We start from the raw sequence: 16070 nt of genomic DNA on the forward strand, positions 1-16070 counted from the left end.
CGCCGGCCCTCTCGCTCGCAAGTTCTCCTGTCCATGACAATCAACCCAGTCCTTTCTACGTGCAAAACCTGCCGGCGGAAGTGCGGGCAGGCCTTCAAAAATACAGGAAGGTATGTGGCGATGAATTGACAACAACGCGTGGCTTCAGCCGCTTCATTGACGTTGGGAACGTTCGTCTCATCGCTCTTCATCTTCATGAACTCAGATGTGGCGACCGCCTTACGTTTTGTAGCAGCGGAAAATGCCTCCATCAGGTCTACATGTCGCACCACGGACGATATCATCTGGTGATGAGTGTCAGGGCAAATGAAGTCACGTTGAGAGGCCTGGACAACACTCCGGCGATTGAAGTTGAATGCGGCTTTGGACTACAGCGTATGTGGCGATGGAACGGTAGGCGTTTCATCGGAAGATAGCATCATTGATCAGCCTGACCGGCCAAGTTTCCAGATCGATCTCGAAGGCAAGGCGCCTTTTCCTATGTGCTCAGCGCCGCGTTACAAAGCCTTAGAAATGTAATTCAGGACCATGTTCCATGCGAGCCCTTCATAAAGAGAACCATCTGATCGAACGAATAGGTTGGCTTCGCGCAGCGGTGCTAGGCGCCAATGACGGGCTGATTTCAACATCGAGTCTGATCGTCGGTGTTGCCGCCGCGACCGCCGCTTCCCACGAAATTCTGGTTGCTGGCGTAGCGGGGCTCGTCGCCGGAGCAATGTCGATGGCTGCAGGCGAATATGTGTCGGTCAGTTCCCAGGCCGATACGGAAGAAGCCGACATGGCGCGTGAGCGCCGCGAACTTGCCACGCAACCTGAAGCGGAGCTGGCCGAACTCGCCGCGATCTACGAGCAGCGTGGTGTAACGCCCGAACTGGCGCGACAGGTCGCCGAGCAGATGATGGCAAAGGACGCCTTCGGGGCCCATGCGCGGGATGAACTCGGACTGACCAGTCATGTGATGGCGAAGCCAGTTCAAGCGGCTTTCACTTCGGCGGTCACCTTCGCATCTGGCGCGACTTTGCCGCTGGCCGTCGCTCTCCTGTCGCCGGCCTGGACCGCCACCTGGACCGTCTCCATTGCCTGCCTCATCGGACTTGGCGTTCTCGGAGCGATCGGCGCTCGCGCTGGCGGCGCCAGCATATGGAAACCCACTCTTCGGGTCGTGTTTTGGGGAGCAGTCGCCATGGCCTCAACTGCGACCATTGGTGCCCTCATCGGTCGAGCCGTCTAGTTCGCGGAGCTCTCTATTTTTTAATCGATTTTGCACTCGATATTTGCATCGCTGCAGAATGGGATTTTCTGCGATGTATTCCAGCGGTACCCAATCACACATGCCGCGGACTTCAGGACTAGGAGAGAGCCACTGCGTACGCGGCCCAGATTTGGAAAGAGCTAGTCATTTCCTCATAGACCCGGGAGAAGCAAAATACCGGATACCTTGTACTTGGTCCGATATCAGCTCCGCGTTCGGTTCGGCGCACCCGTTTGGGTGGGGCTATTGGCGGCAGCCGGCGAACGCTGAAAGATGAGAGGATCACGATGCCCCAAAATAAATTAATCGCAGATTCAATCACATATGCGTTCGCACTTTTATCCAGTACGGCGCGCCATTCTCCTTGTGAGATTGGCTCTTTCCCCCACACATTGTCCTTGTTATTTCTGTAGCCTGCCGTCCGGCCATATCAGCCGTCACGCCTGCAGCGCCGTGCGCGCGGCCAGTATCTCGGGCCAGCGCCTTTACACTCGCCCTTGAAAGTGAAGGCGCGTTCTAGCTTTGTGTCAATCGAACGCCACGCCGATGCGCGTAGCGCTCCGCCAGACTATTCGACACTGTGAGCAAGCGCCGCCAGGTTCTATTTTCAGCTCGAAGGCATCCGGAATGTTCAGGGCAGCAGGAACTTCGAGGCAGGCGCCTGTGTCCGACAAGTTTCGGACGACGCAACTTATCACGGACGATCGCTGATTGAGAATGATCTTCCCCGTCAACAGCGTGCGGCGACGGCGAGTGGTGCGACGCTCCGTCATAACCAATACCAAACGACGCCGCAGGCGGTTGTCGCTGCCCCGCGTCTCGCCTCGACGGCCACCTTCGCGATTCCCGTATCGCGTGGCAGGTTATTGGCGAGTATTTTGAAGACGAGAGCCCCCGGCATAGCGCACTCGCAATACTTCAACGTAGAAACACCATCCGCGCGGTTTGGCCGAGCAGGACAAAGGCCAAAGATTCGTCCCAGTAGCTCAAGACTCCCAATCTGAATCGTTGGTGGTTCATGAGGGCCAAGGCACAGCTGATAGCCGCGCTCATAAACAGCATCATCGTAAGCGCTTTCCCGAATCCCCAGGGCAGCGGGCTTTGAGCACCGGCAAAGATCAGCACGATCAAAAGTTTGAGAGAAAGGCGACGGAGCACAAAGCGCGAGTCCGACGTCATTTTCGGCTCGGCTGCATAACGACGTCGTATCCGCGAAGAGGCAGTACGAAAGAGACACTGCGATAAACGCAATGTCGGTCGGGCAAAGGCATCCAAGCCCGTGCGGCGAAACCGAAACGCCGCTTTCAGAAAGGTTAAGGACAACGAATAAAGCAATCGCCGAAGACGAGGGCTTCGCGCGACGATGCGCTCGACAAGAACCATATCGATACCCACACTAGACCTCGGATCGAAATAAATCAGAGCGATCACATCGCTAGTGAAGTCGACGCGCCCGTGTCCGGTGAGTCTAAGCGGCTTGATATTGCGCAGGTAGTTATCGCCGAAGACCTTACAATATACGATGGTATATCCCGGATATTGTTTTGTATATCGGATCAACCCCGCAAGACACTGTCACTCAAGGAATGACGGTGATATCCAGCCAATGTCATCTAGCGGCTCCAACCCGCTGCCGACGCATGAGGATCAACGAGCAATGCCAAGCGACAGTAGTCGAGCAAGCGTGCCGCTCAGGTCGTTCTCGCGAGTCTGAATCATCAGTCTCGCCTGTGACGGCCGAGCGGCTCGTCACGGAGGTGAGACATGACTCTCCAATTTTTTACTCTGCCGGCTTCGCTCCGCGTTTCGCGGATCGCCTCGCCGAAACGCAATCCCGCATTCGCCGACCCGCGATGCGAGCGTGACCGTCCTTTCACGAAGTCTCCCCGCACGAACCGGACTCGACTGGTCGCGGCGTGGCGTGTCAATGGCGAGACCGGTCGGCTCGAATGCATCTGGATGCTTGACGCCGAACCAGACACGGGCGGCGGGTTGCGCCGATTGATCGAGCGCGCCGGACTCCTTCTTGCAGTTTACCAGCATGGTCGCTTTGCGGCGTGAGGCGTGTGATGCATTCCCTCACGCTGCATAAGGCCAGCACGGCGATGGTTCTGGTGTCCGCCGGCCTGGACGGGCTTCACCCCCGCCGGGGCGGCAATCCGTACTCGCGCAGAATCGCACGGTCGCGCGAAGGTGCGGACCCTCCCTGGTGAAGAGCGGCTGCGCTGCTCAAGCGCGGTCCGAATGCCGAGCGTCGTGAAGATGCATCGGTTTCATTATCCCCTCAGCCGACCAAGACCCCAAGCGCCGAAGACCGTGCCGAGAGGCGCATGGTCTCGGCGCTTGCGGCAGGAGATTCATCCAATGAATGCCCCCATCCTCAAGGCGGCTCTCAAGCCGCGCGGAAAAGACGAACGCAAGCTGTCGATGAAGGCGGTCCGTGAAGCCCAGAATGGGTTGGATGACACCTTCGAAAACGTCAAAGGCGACCGCAACGGCCTGATTGCCCGAGATGCGATCGAACGGCTGGCAAAAGACGGCCCCAATGAGGTTGCGCAAGAGCGACGCCTGCCAGCGGTTGTTCAGTTTTTTGGCGCTTTCAAGAATCCGTTCATTGCAGTGCTGCTGATCCTGGCTGGGATCAGCGCTGTAACGGACATCTGGCTTCGGCTTCAACATGGCGAGGATGCGGATCCGACAAAAGTCACCATCATCATCGTGATGGTGCTTGCCAGCGCCTTGATGCGCTTCGTTCAGGAGTACCGATCGAGCGCTGCGGCCGAAGCTCTGAAGGCGATGGTCCGCACGACGGCGACGGTTCTTCGTCGAGGATCGGCAACGTCAAATCCCGAAGCATTCGAAATCCCGATGCGAGAGATCGTCGCCGGCGACATCGTGCGTCTTTCAGCAGGGGATATGATCCCGGCAGACGTGAGGCTGATCGAATCCCGCGATCTGTTTGTGAGCCAGGCAGTGCTCACCGGTGAGGCCATCCCTGTTGAGAAGTATGACACGCTCGGGTCTGTCGCCGAGAAGTCCGCGGCGAGCGTAGCGTCCAGCGAAATGAACGCGCTCGACATGCCCAACGTCTGCTTCATGGGCACCAACGTCGTGAGCGGCACGGCGACCGCGCTTGTCGTTGCCACGGGTGCTCGCACCTATTTCGGATCGTTAGCCAAGGCGATCGTCGGATCGCGCGCTCAAACGGCGTTCGATCGCGGCATCAACAGTGTGAGCTGGCTGCTCATCCGCTTCATGCTCGTCATGGTTCCTGTCGTCTTTGTCATCAACGGCCTGACCAAAGGCGACTGGGTGGAAGCGCTGTTGTTCGGCCTTGCCGTCGCCGTCGGACTTACCCCCGAAATGCTGCCGATGATCGTTTCCTCGAACCTCGCGAAGGGCGCCGTAGCGATGGCGCGGCGCAAAGTCGTCGTGAAGCGACTCAACGCCATTCAGAACTTCGGCGCGATGGATGTTCTCTGCACGGACAAGACCGGCACGCTGACTCAGGACAAGATCATTCTGGAGCACCACGTCGACGTTACCGGGCAACCCAACGCTGACGTTCTCCGGTTGGGCTGGTTGAACAGCTACCACCAGAGCGGCGTGAAGAACCTGATGGATCAGGCCGTCGTGCGATTCGCCGGGGCGGAGCCAGCCATCACGAACACGGCCGCGAGCTACCGAAAAGTCGATGAACTTCCGTTCGACTTCGTGCGCCGCCGACTCTCAGTGGTCGTCGAGGGCGAGGACGGAGATCACTTGCTCATCTGCAAGGGCGCGGTTGAGGAGATGCTGTCGATCTCTACGCACGTCAGAAGAGGCAAAGATCTGATCCGCCTTGGTGACGTTGAGCGCAAGAATCTGGCTGCGATGGCTCGGGCGTACAACGAGGACGGATTCCGTGTGCTGGTCGTCGCCACCCGAGGGTTTGTGGCGTCCGAGGCCAAGACGCATTATGCCATCGCGGACGAAGCCGATCTCACGATTCAGGGGTTCCTTACTTTTCTCGACCCGCCAAAGGAGACGGCTGGACCAGCAATCGCTGCGCTCGCGGAGCATGGCGTCAAGGTCAAGGTTCTTACGGGCGACAATGCGGTCGTGAGTGCCAAGATCTGCCGTGAAGTAGGACTTGAACCGGGCCAAGCCGTACTCGGGCGCGACATAGAAAAATTGGACGACACCGCGCTTCGCGTTTTGGTCGAGGAGCGGACGATCTTCGCGAAGCTCACTCCGCTCCAGAAGTCGCGTGTATTGCAGGCGCTTCAGGCTAACGGTCATACCGTCGGATTTCTCGGTGACGGCATCAATGACGCCCCGGCGCTGCGCGATGCCGATGTCGGCATTTCCGTCGATAGCGGCGCCGATATTGCGAAGGAGTCGGCCGATATCATCCTGCTCGAGAAGAGCCTGATGGTTCTTGAGGAGGGTGTGCTGAAGGGGCGCGAAACCTTCGGCAACATCATGAAATACCTCAACATGACCGCCAGCTCGAACTTCGGAAACGTGTTTTCAGTGCTGGTGGCGAGCGCATTCATTCCGTTCCTGCCGATGCTGTCGATCCATTTGCTCGTGCAAAACCTGATGTACGACATTTCCCAATTGGCGCTGCCTTGGGATCACATGGACAAGGAGTTTCTCAGCAAACCGCGGAAGTGGGATGCCAAGAATATCGGTCGTTTCATGATCTGGATCGGGCCGACGTCCTCGATCTTCGACATCACGACGTTCGCTCTGATGTGGTTCGTCTTTGCCGCCAATAGCCCGGAGCATCAATCGCTCTTTCAGTCGGGCTGGTTCATCGAGGGCCTGCTTTCTCAAACGCTCGTGGTCCATATGCTGCGTACCCAGAAGATTCCCTTCGTCAACAGCACAGCGGCTTTGCCGGTCTTGCTGATGTCGAGCGTCATCTGCGTACTGGGGATCTATTTGCCGTTCTCTCCGCTGGGAGCAGCCATCGGATTGCAGCCCCTGCCTATCGCCTACTTCCCGTGGCTGGCCGGAACGCTGCTCTGCTACTGCCTCGTCGCTCAACTGATGAAGACCGTCTACATCCGCCGGTTCGGACAATGGTTCTGACGGCCAAGCGCATGAGAGGTCCTGATCATGTCCACATCACCGTTGATCCTGAGATTTGCGCCGCCGCAGGCTGGAGACTGCCCGCGACAAGGGCCGCCACCGCCGAGGCGACAAGCGCCGCGTCCGCCCCACAATCGCGAGCCGGGCGATGCCAGGTCGTCGCTTCGGAATCGGTTGGACAGACGTTTGTGTTGGGCTTTGGCGGTTTTGGCGATGTTCGTGACGCATGCGGCCGTTCACCTTGCTCGTCGCCGTCTGCTGGACGGTTTCAAGCTCAGATTCCTGCTGCGTTGCGGCGCACGGTTGAACAGAGCGGCGATATCGCGAATGCGGCGTTGCCGCTGGTGAGCCACACAAGCGCAAAACGATCGCTTGCATGGAACCAAAGCACGAGGCCCGGACCTGAACCGGACTTCGATCAGCAAGGAGCTTCAAATGGACGACCCATCTAGTCGCGGCGCGACCAACAACTCGCGCCGCTTGAATTCACGAGAAAACTAGGAGGGCAGCTCGCGGCTATTGGCGCCGGGCGCTCTCGCAACCCGACGCCAGGAGTAGCCCATGACTTATTTTACGACCCACGGACTTCCCAATTTCACTATCACCACCGGACTGAAGGTTTTCAGGCGTCGTCGGGTTCTTTTTTGCCGACTGATGGTGATCGCTTTCTACTTGCTGGCGCTCGGTCTTGTAGCGGTTCTTCAGGTAACCAAAGCGCACGCGCAAGAACTTCAAACGACTCCCGGCCATCCGGATGCGGCACGGCTCAACACTAGTGGACCGCAACCCATCCTGGCGATGCCAACGAAGGCACCGGGGGCCTCGCGTGACAATAAGGTGGAATCGGGCGGGCCCGACTGGTCGGGCGTCTATTTTGGCGGACACACCGGTTTCGGGGCTGGCAGCCTTGGCCCGGGAACGAACCCCGTCTTGAATCAGTCCGTTGGCCTGCCGCCTACGGTGACAGGAATGATCGGCGGCTTTCAGGGAGGCTACAACTTTCAGGCCAGCGATCGTTGGGTGCTCGGCGCGGAAGCCGATGTCACTTTTGTGAGCCCGCCCGATGAGACGCGACGGATACCGGCTCCCTTCAACACATCCCTGGATGTCGTGGGGACGGTGCGTGGCAGGATCGGCTATGCTTTTGGCCCATTCCTCCCCTATGCAACGGGAGGCCTCGCTTGGACACGAACGAACGTCGACATCAATGGCGATGACGGCAGCGTTTTGTCAAAACTGGGGCGCTGGCACGCTGGGTGGACGGCAGGCGCAGGTGTCGAAATGGCCTTGGGCGGACCATGGACGGCACGCGTCCAGTACGACTACCTCGATCTGGCTTCCTCGACCTATCGACTCGATGGTGCCGGACTGCGCGATGTGTCCGTCCGCCCCCGAACCCAGAGGTTCACGCTTGGCCTGAACTACCGACTGGGCGATGTGGCCTCGACACTCCCAAGACCACCGGCAACTGTCGAAATGTCGCCGGACTGGAATATTCATGGCCAGACCACATTCATCGCCCAAGGCTATCCCGCGATTCGTTCCCCCTACGCTTCCAGCGCCAGCCTGCCCGGTGGTGGGCAAGTTCGTGAGACGTGGACCGCGGACGCATTTCTTGGCGTGAGGCTTTGGGACGGTGGTGCGTTCTATTTCAATCCCGAGCTAGCCCAAGGCTTCGGGCTGAACGGGACGCTCGGACTCGCAGGCTTTCCAAATGGAGAAGCGCAAAAAGGCGGCGCTGAATTTCCGAAATTTCGGCCACAGCGCTACTATCTTCAGCAGACATTCGGTCTTGGTGGCGAGCAGGAGGATGTCGCAGACGGCCCCCTGCAACTGGCGGGGCGACGCGATATCGATCGCGTCACTGTCACGGTTGGTCGTTTCGCGGTTGGCGATTTCTTCGACGCGAATGCCTATGCCAAGGATCCGCGCGCGGATTTCATGAATTGGGCAATCTGGTCGTCGGGGGCCTATGACTTCCCCGCCGACCTTCCCGGCATGACGCGCGGTGCGGTCATCGAGCTGAATCGTAAGGATTGGGCTGTGCGAGCCGGGGCCTTCCAAGTGCCCAGGGAGCCGAACAGTGATGTTTTGGTCTTCAATGGGGGCGGCGGTGGCGCCGTCGAGTTCGAGGAACGGCACAGCCTGTTCGGGCAGCCGGGTAAGGTTCGGATCGGCGCTTTCATCAACCGTGGTTACACCGGCGCGTATCGCGACGCTATCAACCTCGCGCAAGCGAGCCCTCAAACAGATATCAACGATGCGATGACGGCCCTGCGCCGCAATCAGAATAAGTATGGCTTTTATGGAAATATCGAACAGGCTTTGACAGCTGACCTCGGGCTTTTCGCCCGTGCAAGCTGGAACGACGGCCGCACCGAAATCCTCTCCTTCACGGACATCGACCGCAGCATTTCCGGTGGTTTCTCCCTAAAGGGTTCTGCATGGGGACGGCCTGCGGACACGATCGGAGTCGGTGCTGCGGTCAACGGCCTCTCGAGTGCACATCGTAACTTCCTCGCCGCCGGAGGCACGGGGTTGCTGATCGGTGATGGGAGACTGCGCTACGGCCACGAGTCGATCGTCGAGGCGTATTACGCCTTGCGGGTCAACGGCTGGAGCACCGTCACCTTCGACTATCAGTTTGTTGCAAACCCCGCCTACAACGCCGACCGCGGACCAGCCTCGATTCTGTCGCTTCGCGCCCACGCCGAATTCTGACAGCGAGTGGAGTGGCAATTCCAGCAATAGCGCGGGCTTGCGCCTCGGGAGGGCGCGACCGACGCAACGAGATGGGAACACATTCAGATGGATTGGCAAAGCCTTGGCCACACCGCACTCACGCTCGGGGGCGCATTCCTTCTTGGCGGCTTGATCGGCTTCGAACGGCAATGGCGCCAGCGCCTGGCCGGGCTGCGAACCAATACCCTCGTCGCGCTCGGCGCGGCCATCTTCGTCCTCTTTGCCGGGCTGTTCCCCGGCGAGGCGAGCCCGACGCGCGTTGCGGCCCAGATTGTTTCCGGCATCGGCTTTATGGGCGCCGGCATCATCTTCAAGGAAGGGTTGAATGTGCGCGGGCTCAACACCGCCGCGACGCTGTGGTGCTCCGCCGCGATCGGCGCGCTGTGTGGGGCCGGATTTTTCTTTCATGCATTGATTGCGACGACGTTCGTCATCGCCGTCAACGCAGTTCTGCGCCCGCTCGTGCGCCTCGTTGAGCGCCAGTCATTCGCCGCAAGCCCGTTGGACAGCGCATATGCGATCAGCATCATCTGCCATGGAGAGGCTGAGGCGCATGTTCGGGCGCTTCTTCTTCGCGATCTCGCCGGTGCGCTGCACATCCGCGACCTCGAAAGCACGAATATCGAGGACACAAACCGAGTCCAGGTGAGCGCGACAGTGCGAGCCGACACTCGGCAGGATCGCCTTTTGGAACAGATTATCGGTCGTCTCAGTCTGGAGCCGCTGGTAACATCTGCTCGGTGGCGGTTCGAGCCAGGCGAGTGACCGAGAAGCAATAGTTATCTAGGTACACGGCGGAGTAGATTCTCCAGGGAAGAATATTGAAAGTAGGTAAGTTGATCGAGAAGGTGAACAATGCTCAAGATCGCCAATGATATACGTCCCGGATCGGCGCTGACGTTGATCGCGATGGGCGTTGCGATGGCCGGCATTTTTATCGCCGATACGGTCACGGACTACGCCATCGCAGCGGCCGTATTCTACACAGCGGTCATTCTCGTTGCGACACGCATCTTGTCTGGCACGGCTGTAGTGGCCCTCGCTTGCATTTGTGTCGCGCTGACCCTGATCAGTTTTTTCTTGACCCACTCCGGTGCGTATGAGGTCGGCATCGTCAATACCGGGATTAGTATCGTTGCGATCGGCGTTACAACCTATCTCAGTTTAAGGATGGTGGCTGCGAAGGCCGAGGCGCTGGAGGCGCGCGATCGGCTTTTGCGAATTGCGCGGGTCACGACGCTCGGTCAACTGTCGGCGTCGATCGCGCACGAAGTCAACCAGCCCCTGGCTGCCGTCGTCGCCAGCGGCGGCGCGTGCACCCGATGGCTTGCCCAGGAGCCGCCAAATCTCGACAAGGCCCGCCTCGCGCTCGACCGCATCGTCAGCGATGCCAACCGGGCAAGCCAGGTCATCGCGCGCATTCGCGCCCTTTCGAAGGGCGAGGCGCCGCGCCGACAACCATTCGACCTCAGGGAAGCTGTCATGGAAATCGCGACCTTGTCGCGCGGCGAGATCGAGCGTGGCGGCGTCGCCTTGCAACTGGACCTGCATGACGGCCTACCTCGCGTTTTTGCCGATCGGGTCCAGATCCAGCAGGTCATCAGCAATCTCGTCCTCAATGCGACCGAGGCGATGTCGGACCGCGCATTGCCCGAGCGTCGTCTGCGAATTGCCGCCTCGCAGGATGGACGGGATGCGATCGTTCTCGCGGTGGCCGATTCCGGCACCGGTCTGGCGCCGGGAGCTCGTGAGCACCTCTTTGACGCCTTCTGGACGACGAAAGAGGGAGGCATGGGTCTTGGCCTTACCATCAGTCAGACGATCGTTGAAGCGAATGGCGGACAGATTTCCGCGGCTCCAGTCCCTGGAGGCGGGACCGTATTTGAGGTGCGCCTGCCGCGCCACATGGAGGCAGCCTGATGAAAAATGAACCGACGGCGGATTCGCGGCCGCAGCCCATCGTCTATGTCATCGATGACGATCGGTCCGTTCGCGCCGCGCTCGAAGATTTGCTCGCATCCGTTGGGCTACAGGTGCGCTCGTATAGCTCGGTTGCCGAATTTCTGGAAAGCTCCATGCCGGACGCGCCCGGCTGCCTGCTGCTCGATGTGAGAATGCCCGGACAAAGCGGGATCGATTTTCATCGGCAAATGCCTGAATACGGCATTCATCTGCCGACGATATTCATCACGGGACATGGGGACATCACGATGGGCGTGAACGCCATCAAGAATGGCGCCTTCGAGTTCTTGACCAAGCCGTTTCGCGACCAAGACCTGCTGGATGCTATCCAACAAGCGATCGAAAAAGACCGGCGAAGGCGCGAGAGCGAAGCGCGTTCGCTGGATTTGAATGCGCGTTGGGAGACATTGACGCCCGGCGAACGAGACGTTTTCAAGCTCGTTGTAAAGGGCCTCCTCAATAAACAAATCGCCGCCGACCTGAATGTTAGCGAGATCACGGTGAAGGTTCGCCGTAGCCATCTCATGCAGAAGATGCAGGCCAAGACGATTATTGACCTTGTTAGAATGTCGGACAGTTTGAGCGTTTGAATCTCGACTGAGAGGAGAGCCCCTGCACCGCGAACTGGTGCGCGATCTGCGCGGGCGTGCCACCCCCCCCCTTTCAGAACACGGTATATTTCGAAGATACGTTGGTATATCGAATCTATATAAGATCATCGGCCAATGAGCGTCTGTAGCCGTCTATTCTAGGGTGAGAATCGGGAGGTCTTGCCTTAGCTGCGGTCGGGGCGCGATGGTCGTGGTAGATGGTGCTTACAGAGCGATGCTCGCAACGAGCGGACGATGGACCGTCGCGAGGCCAGGAATCATTTCGAATAGATCTCGGTCGCAATTGACCGATGCTTGAATTCCGCCAGATCCGGTATTTTCTTGCGGCGGCCGAATATGGCAGCTTCCGAAAGGCGGCCTTGGCCTTGGGAATACAGGAATCGGCGATCAGCCGTCGCGTTCGCGATCTCGAAGACGAACTCGGCGCTTCCCTATTTCAGAGGCACAACGGCGGCGTCTGCCTGACGTTGGCAGGACAGCAGTTTGTGCGTCGAGCACGCAAAGCACTTCAACAGATCGACTGCGGCGCGAAGGATGTGGCCGCCATAGGTCGCTCCGAGCGGGGGCATATCAAGGTCGGCATCTTTTCGTCGCTCGCGTCTGGATTCCTGTCCGATCTGCTGGGAGCCTACGGCAAGGAGCATGCAAGTGTACGGGTCGAATTTTTTGACGGCGATCCTGCGGATCACGTTGCCTCGATCCGGCGACTTCAACTCGATGTGGCTTTTATCACGGGAACCACACAGTGGTCGGACTGTGAAACAGAGCAACTTTGGTCCGAGCGAGTATTCGCCGTACTTCCCAGCGATCATCCTCTCTCTGAGAAATCGGAGCTTGGCTGGCGTGATCTTGTGGACGAGAGATTCATTGTAAGTGACGGTGCCCCTGGATCGGAAATTCACGACTATTTGGTTCAACGCCTCGCCGATCTTGGGCGTCACCCAGAAATCGATACCCAATACGTCGGGAGGGACAATCTCCTGTCGCTTGTGGCGATCGGCCAAGGCGTCACGGTCATGAGCGAGGCCGGGACGGCGGCTCAGTTTCCGGGAACTGCCTATCGGCAGCTTGCCGGCGAGGTTCTGCCGTTCTGCGCGGTGTGGTCGCCGCGGAATGATAACCCGGCCTGGCGCCGCCTCCTCAGTCTTGCGCGTTCAATGTCGCGCTCGGCTGCCGCCACAATCATTCAGACGGTTTCGGCAGTTCTTTTGACTTCCTCGCTTTCGCAAATCCCCGATCCGTGGCTATGAACCGCTCCAGCATCGGAGCGATGAGGCGAACGGGATCGGCCGGCGGTTGCCTCGCTTCGCGGCCGAGAATTTCTGCGTAGGCCGTTAGGTCGCGATGCAGGCTTGCCGGTAACTCCACCGTGACCTTCACCGGTTTGTCGTCGACGATCGCTCCCAATTTCAGCTTGGTCATGTCAGCCTCCGTAGGGTTCGAGAACGAGATCGCGGGTGACGATGACGCGGACGGGCAAGCCTGGCCGGATGGTGAGGGTCGGTGCGATGTTGAGCTGGCGCTGGACGATCTGCTGGCCGGTTTGACTGACGCTATTGGAGGCACCCTGTCGCAGCGCCCGCACAATATCGCTGTCCTGGCCAGACGAGCCCGCCTCCGCACCGATGCTCAGAATCGTGGAAAGTGCAGCGGCCTTGAACAGTTCGCCCCAGTGATAGTCGACGCCATCCTCAAGGCCCGCATAGCCCTCGGCGTCCGCACCAGGCTGACGCTCCAGAACGATGGAGCGGCCATTGGGGAAGATCAGCCGGTTCCAGACGAGAAGTATGCGCCTCTGACCGAAGCCGACGCCACTGTCATACTGGCCGATAACGCGCGTGCCCTGTGGCACAAGCAGGATCTTGCCGGTCGGGCTGTCATAGATGTTCTCCGTCACCTGTGCGGTGATCTGACCCGGCAGGTCGGAGCGGATGCCGGTGATGAGCGCGGCCGCGATGACGGCGCCGGCCTGCAGGACGTTCTTCGACGCTGGCGCGGCAACGCGATCCGGCGAGACAGTGCGCTTGTCGGGCGTCTGATTGAGGAATGCGAGCTGACGATCCTGCGCGGAGGGTGTCGCTGGCTGCGGCGCAAGGCCGAGGCTGGCGAGATCGGCCGACGGCGTGGCGGTCGCAGTCGGCTGTGTCGAAGCTCCAGCCGTAGCGGGCCGAGTCTCGGTGGATGCGAACAGCCGTGCGGTCCGAGCCGCCTCCAGTTCCTGCGCCCGGCGCTGTTCCTCGGGGCTCGGTCCCGTCGGACCTGATGCCGGTGCGCCGATCGGCGGCACTGTGCCACCGTTCTGCGCGTTGAGGATCGGGCGACCGAGGTCGCCGGGCAGCGGCGGGCCGAGCTTCGGGACGCCGGAATAATCCTTCGGCAATCCAGCCAGACCGTCCGGTGTCGAGCGGTTGTCCGTAGAGTAAAGCTCCTGACCCTGGCCGCTGTGACGAGTCTGGAGCGCATAGATCAGCGCCCCACCGACACCGAGGCTTGCCGCAAGACCCAGACCGGCCAGCACCTTGCGGGACAGGCGGGTCACACGCGGCGGCTCGGCGCGCAGCCGCATGGTCGCGGCCGGCTCGCCGGTCAGCGGCCGAGCGTCGTCGTCGGTCGGCTGAGGCTGGGGCGCCGAACCGGGCGTCCGGCCTTCCTCCTTTTCGGGATCGCGTTCGTCGCTCACGATGCCGGCCTCCCGTCGGTGCGGGAGATGCGGACACGCTTCTGGTTCTTGCCCGCGCCGAACCGCAGTTCGGCGGCGGCGAACAGTCGATCGACGATCATGTAGTTGCCGCGCACGCGATAGTTCACCAGCTCGGAGGTGTCGCCCTCCGGTCCGACCACGAACAAGGGCGGCATCTCGCCCTGTCCGATGCCGCGGGGGAATTCGATGAACACCTGCTTGCCGTCATCGAAGGCGCGCAGCGGCCGCCACGGTGCGCGGTCGCCGGTCACCTCGTAGCGGAAATTGACACGGGCGAGATCGATGCCGCCCGACACCGGCTGCGCGGCCTCGGCTTGGCTGTTCTGGCGGCGCAGCGCGATGAGCTGGTCCTGCGGATATTGCCAAGACACCGATGCCATATAGGTCGATGGCGTCGCGCGCAGCTCCATGTGATAGGTGCGCCGGTCGGTGTTGATGACGAGATTGGTCATCAGCTCGGCCCGCGTTGGCTTCACGAGGATATGGACCTGCTTGGCCGCGCCAACGCCGCTCTCGGTATCGCCGATGATCCAGCGCACTGTGTCGCCAGCGGCGACAGGACCGGAGCCGACGAGCTGCTCGCCGGGCTGAAGCGCGATGTCGGTGATCTGCCCCGGCGAGGCGTAGACCTGATAGAGCGCGCCATCGACGAAGGGATAGACCTGCATCGAGTTGATGAAGCCGTTGCGGACGGGCTGGACGCGCGCTGCGGCATTGGCCTGGTTGACGCGCGCGGCGGGATCGGACGGTTCCGGCTCGGGCTTGCCGTCCTTGCCGATGGGCTTCAACTGACCAGGCAGCGGGAGCGGTTTGGGAAGCTCCACCACCCGGACGGGCGCTGGCGGATCGGAGGTCTGCACAGCCGGCACCGCATTGTCGTAGGAAATCTCCGGCGGCGGGGTGTGAGTGGCGCACCCTGCCAGCGCCGAACCGGCGAGCAAGATTCCCGGCAAAGCGGATTTGCGGAAAACCGGAACTACGTGGATGAGCAAAGCCGGGAGCCCTGCACTCCAAGGGGCGGCTTTGCGGAGTGCGGGCGTCATTGTCCAAGCTCCTTCGACCAGTTGATGGCGTTGATGTAGATTCCGAGTGGGTTCTTCCGCAGCGTGTCGGCGTCGCGTGGGGGCTGCACGACGACGGTGAGGATCGCGGACCAGCGTTCGGTGGAGGCCAGTGAGCCGTCCTGATAGCGTCGCTCGATCCAGGCGATGCGGAAGCTCGACGGCGAGGCGCGGATCACCGACGACACTTCGATCGCGATCTGCTGCTTGCCGACCTTGGTGAAGGGGTCGTTGGCGCGCGCATAATCGTTCAGCGCGAGCGCGCCACCCTGTGTCGTGAAGTCGTAGGCGCGCAGCCAGTTCTGCCGCACGATGATGGCGTCGGACGGGATCGAGCGGACCTGCTCGATGAAGCGCGCGAGGTAGAAGGCGATTTGCGGATCGTTTGGCTGATAGTCGGCGGTCGCCGGCGCGATCGCCTGCGCCTGGCCGAGCCGGTCGACCTGCACTACCCAAGGCACGATCGAGCCGTTGGCGGACTGCCAGACCAGCGCGGCCGAAAGGCCGCCCGCGAGGGCCAATGATCCGAAGGCCATGTAGCGCCAGTTACGGGCCTGCACGCGGGCGGAGCCGATGCGATCGTCCCAGACCTGAGCGGCGCGCTGATAGGGAGTCTCGGGCTGAGGGGCTTTGCCGTAGTGGGTGGATGGTCGCTTGAACAT

Annotated in this window: 14 protein-coding genes; 8 read left to right on the plus strand and 6 right to left on the minus strand. The window is 60.5% G+C overall.

All coding sequences use genetic code 11. The features are described 5' to 3' along the window. The first annotated feature begins 535 nt into the window (after positions 1-535). Positions 536-1231 (plus strand): VIT1/CCC1 transporter family protein, encoded by a 696-nt coding sequence (locus tag F8237_RS13960; RefSeq protein ID WP_006022566.1) that lies wholly within the window; start codon positions 536-538, stop codon positions 1229-1231. Positions 1232-1779: 548 nt separating this feature from the next. Here F8237_RS13960 and F8237_RS37445 read toward each other — a convergent pair. Then, positions 1780-2025, minus strand: coding sequence for a PilZ domain-containing protein (locus F8237_RS37445; RefSeq protein ID WP_080655009.1), 246 nt, complete (start codon positions 2023-2025; stop codon positions 1780-1782). A 145-nt stretch (positions 2026-2170) separates the two neighbouring features. After that, positions 2171-2647 carry a hypothetical protein gene (locus F8237_RS13970; protein ID WP_124810153.1) on the minus strand — a complete coding sequence of 159 codons (477 nt, stop codon included), beginning with the start codon at positions 2645-2647 and terminating at the stop codon, positions 2171-2173. 369 nt (positions 2648-3016) lie between these two features. On the opposite strand from F8237_RS13970, the gene F8237_RS13975 reads away from it, so the two are divergent. From F8237_RS13975 to F8237_RS14005, 7 genes are all read left to right on the plus strand, one after another. Beyond that, a complete protein-coding gene (locus tag F8237_RS13975) occupies positions 3017-3313 on the plus strand; it encodes a hypothetical protein (RefSeq protein ID WP_006022569.1) in 297 nt (98 codons plus the stop codon). A gap of 303 nt (positions 3314-3616) precedes the next feature. Then, on the plus strand, positions 3617-6331 hold the full coding sequence (gene mgtA, locus F8237_RS13980) for a magnesium-translocating P-type ATPase (protein WP_006022571.1): 2715 nt from the start codon (positions 3617-3619) through the stop codon (positions 6329-6331). A 561-nt stretch (positions 6332-6892) separates the two neighbouring features. Beyond that, positions 6893-9052, plus strand: a complete 2160-nt coding sequence (locus F8237_RS13985) for a carbohydrate porin (RefSeq protein ID WP_006022572.1) — start codon at positions 6893-6895, stop codon at positions 9050-9052. Between the two features lie 87 nt (positions 9053-9139). Then, a complete protein-coding gene (locus F8237_RS13990) occupies positions 9140-9838 on the plus strand; it encodes an MgtC/SapB family protein (protein ID WP_006022573.1) in 699 nt (232 codons plus the stop codon). Between the two features lie 90 nt (positions 9839-9928). Continuing rightward, a complete protein-coding gene (locus F8237_RS13995; protein WP_006022574.1) occupies positions 9929-10993 on the plus strand; it encodes a sensor histidine kinase in 1065 nt (354 codons plus the stop codon). Further along, complete coding sequence (locus F8237_RS14000) at positions 10993-11625, plus strand: response regulator transcription factor (RefSeq protein WP_006022575.1); 633 nt, start codon at positions 10993-10995, stop codon at positions 11623-11625. Before F8237_RS13995 ends, F8237_RS14000 begins: the two co-directional genes overlap by 1 nt. Positions 11626-11936: 311 nt before the next feature. After that, positions 11937-12896, plus strand: a complete 960-nt coding sequence (locus F8237_RS14005; RefSeq protein WP_024343196.1) for a LysR family transcriptional regulator — start codon at positions 11937-11939, stop codon at positions 12894-12896. Here the strand turns inward: F8237_RS14005 and F8237_RS14010 are convergent. The 4 genes from F8237_RS14010 to trbF are packed head-to-tail and all read right to left on the minus strand — an operon-like array spanning position 12829 to position 16070. Continuing rightward, positions 12829-13068, minus strand: coding sequence for a DUF2274 domain-containing protein (locus F8237_RS14010; RefSeq protein WP_006022577.1), 240 nt, complete (start codon positions 13066-13068; stop codon positions 12829-12831). The genes F8237_RS14005 and F8237_RS14010 overlap by 68 nt on opposite strands. 1 nt (position 13069) lies before the next feature. Continuing rightward, positions 13070-14326, minus strand: a complete 1257-nt coding sequence (locus tag F8237_RS14015) for a TraB/TrbI/VirB10 family type IV secretion system protein (RefSeq protein ID WP_006022578.1) — start codon at positions 14324-14326, stop codon at positions 13070-13072. Next, positions 14323-15390, minus strand: coding sequence for a P-type conjugative transfer protein TrbG (trbG, locus tag F8237_RS14020; RefSeq protein ID WP_006022579.1), 1068 nt, complete (start codon positions 15388-15390; stop codon positions 14323-14325). The genes F8237_RS14015 and trbG overlap by 4 nt, the downstream gene beginning before the upstream one ends. Further along, on the minus strand, positions 15387-16070 hold the full coding sequence (gene trbF, locus F8237_RS14025; protein ID WP_006022580.1) for a conjugal transfer protein TrbF: 684 nt from the start codon (positions 16068-16070) through the stop codon (positions 15387-15389). Before trbF ends, trbG begins: the two co-directional genes overlap by 4 nt.

Source organism: Bradyrhizobium betae, assembly GCF_008932115.1.
In the GTDB taxonomy this organism is placed as follows: domain Bacteria; phylum Pseudomonadota; class Alphaproteobacteria; order Rhizobiales; family Xanthobacteraceae; genus Bradyrhizobium; species Bradyrhizobium betae.

Excerpts from the sequence above, each read along its gene's own strand:
- F8237_RS14005 (WP_024343196.1), top strand. The coding sequence starts at position 11,937 with ATGCTTGAATTCCGCCAGATCCGGTATTTTCTTGCGGCGGCCGAATAT.
- F8237_RS13960 (WP_006022566.1), top strand. The coding sequence starts at position 536 with ATGCGAGCCCTTCATAAAGAGAACCATCTGATCGAACGAATAGGTTGG.
- mgtA (WP_006022571.1), top strand. The coding sequence starts at position 3,617 with ATGAATGCCCCCATCCTCAAGGCGGCTCTCAAGCCGCGCGGAAAAGAC.
- trbF (WP_006022580.1), bottom strand. The coding sequence starts at position 16,070 with ATGTTCAAGCGACCATCCACCCACTACGGCAAAGCCCCTCAGCCCGAG.
- F8237_RS14000 (WP_006022575.1), top strand. The coding sequence starts at position 10,993 with ATGAAAAATGAACCGACGGCGGATTCGCGGCCGCAGCCCATCGTCTAT.
- F8237_RS13985 (WP_006022572.1), top strand. The coding sequence starts at position 6,893 with ATGACTTATTTTACGACCCACGGACTTCCCAATTTCACTATCACCACC.
- trbG (WP_006022579.1), bottom strand. The coding sequence starts at position 15,390 with ATGACGCCCGCACTCCGCAAAGCCGCCCCTTGGAGTGCAGGGCTCCCG.
- F8237_RS13995 (WP_006022574.1), top strand. The coding sequence starts at position 9,929 with ATGCTCAAGATCGCCAATGATATACGTCCCGGATCGGCGCTGACGTTG.
- F8237_RS13975 (WP_006022569.1), top strand. The coding sequence starts at position 3,017 with ATGACTCTCCAATTTTTTACTCTGCCGGCTTCGCTCCGCGTTTCGCGG.
- F8237_RS37445 (WP_080655009.1), bottom strand. The coding sequence starts at position 2,025 with ATGACGGAGCGTCGCACCACTCGCCGTCGCCGCACGCTGTTGACGGGG.
- F8237_RS14010 (WP_006022577.1), bottom strand. The coding sequence starts at position 13,068 with ATGACCAAGCTGAAATTGGGAGCGATCGTCGACGACAAACCGGTGAAG.
- F8237_RS13990 (WP_006022573.1), top strand. The coding sequence starts at position 9,140 with ATGGATTGGCAAAGCCTTGGCCACACCGCACTCACGCTCGGGGGCGCA.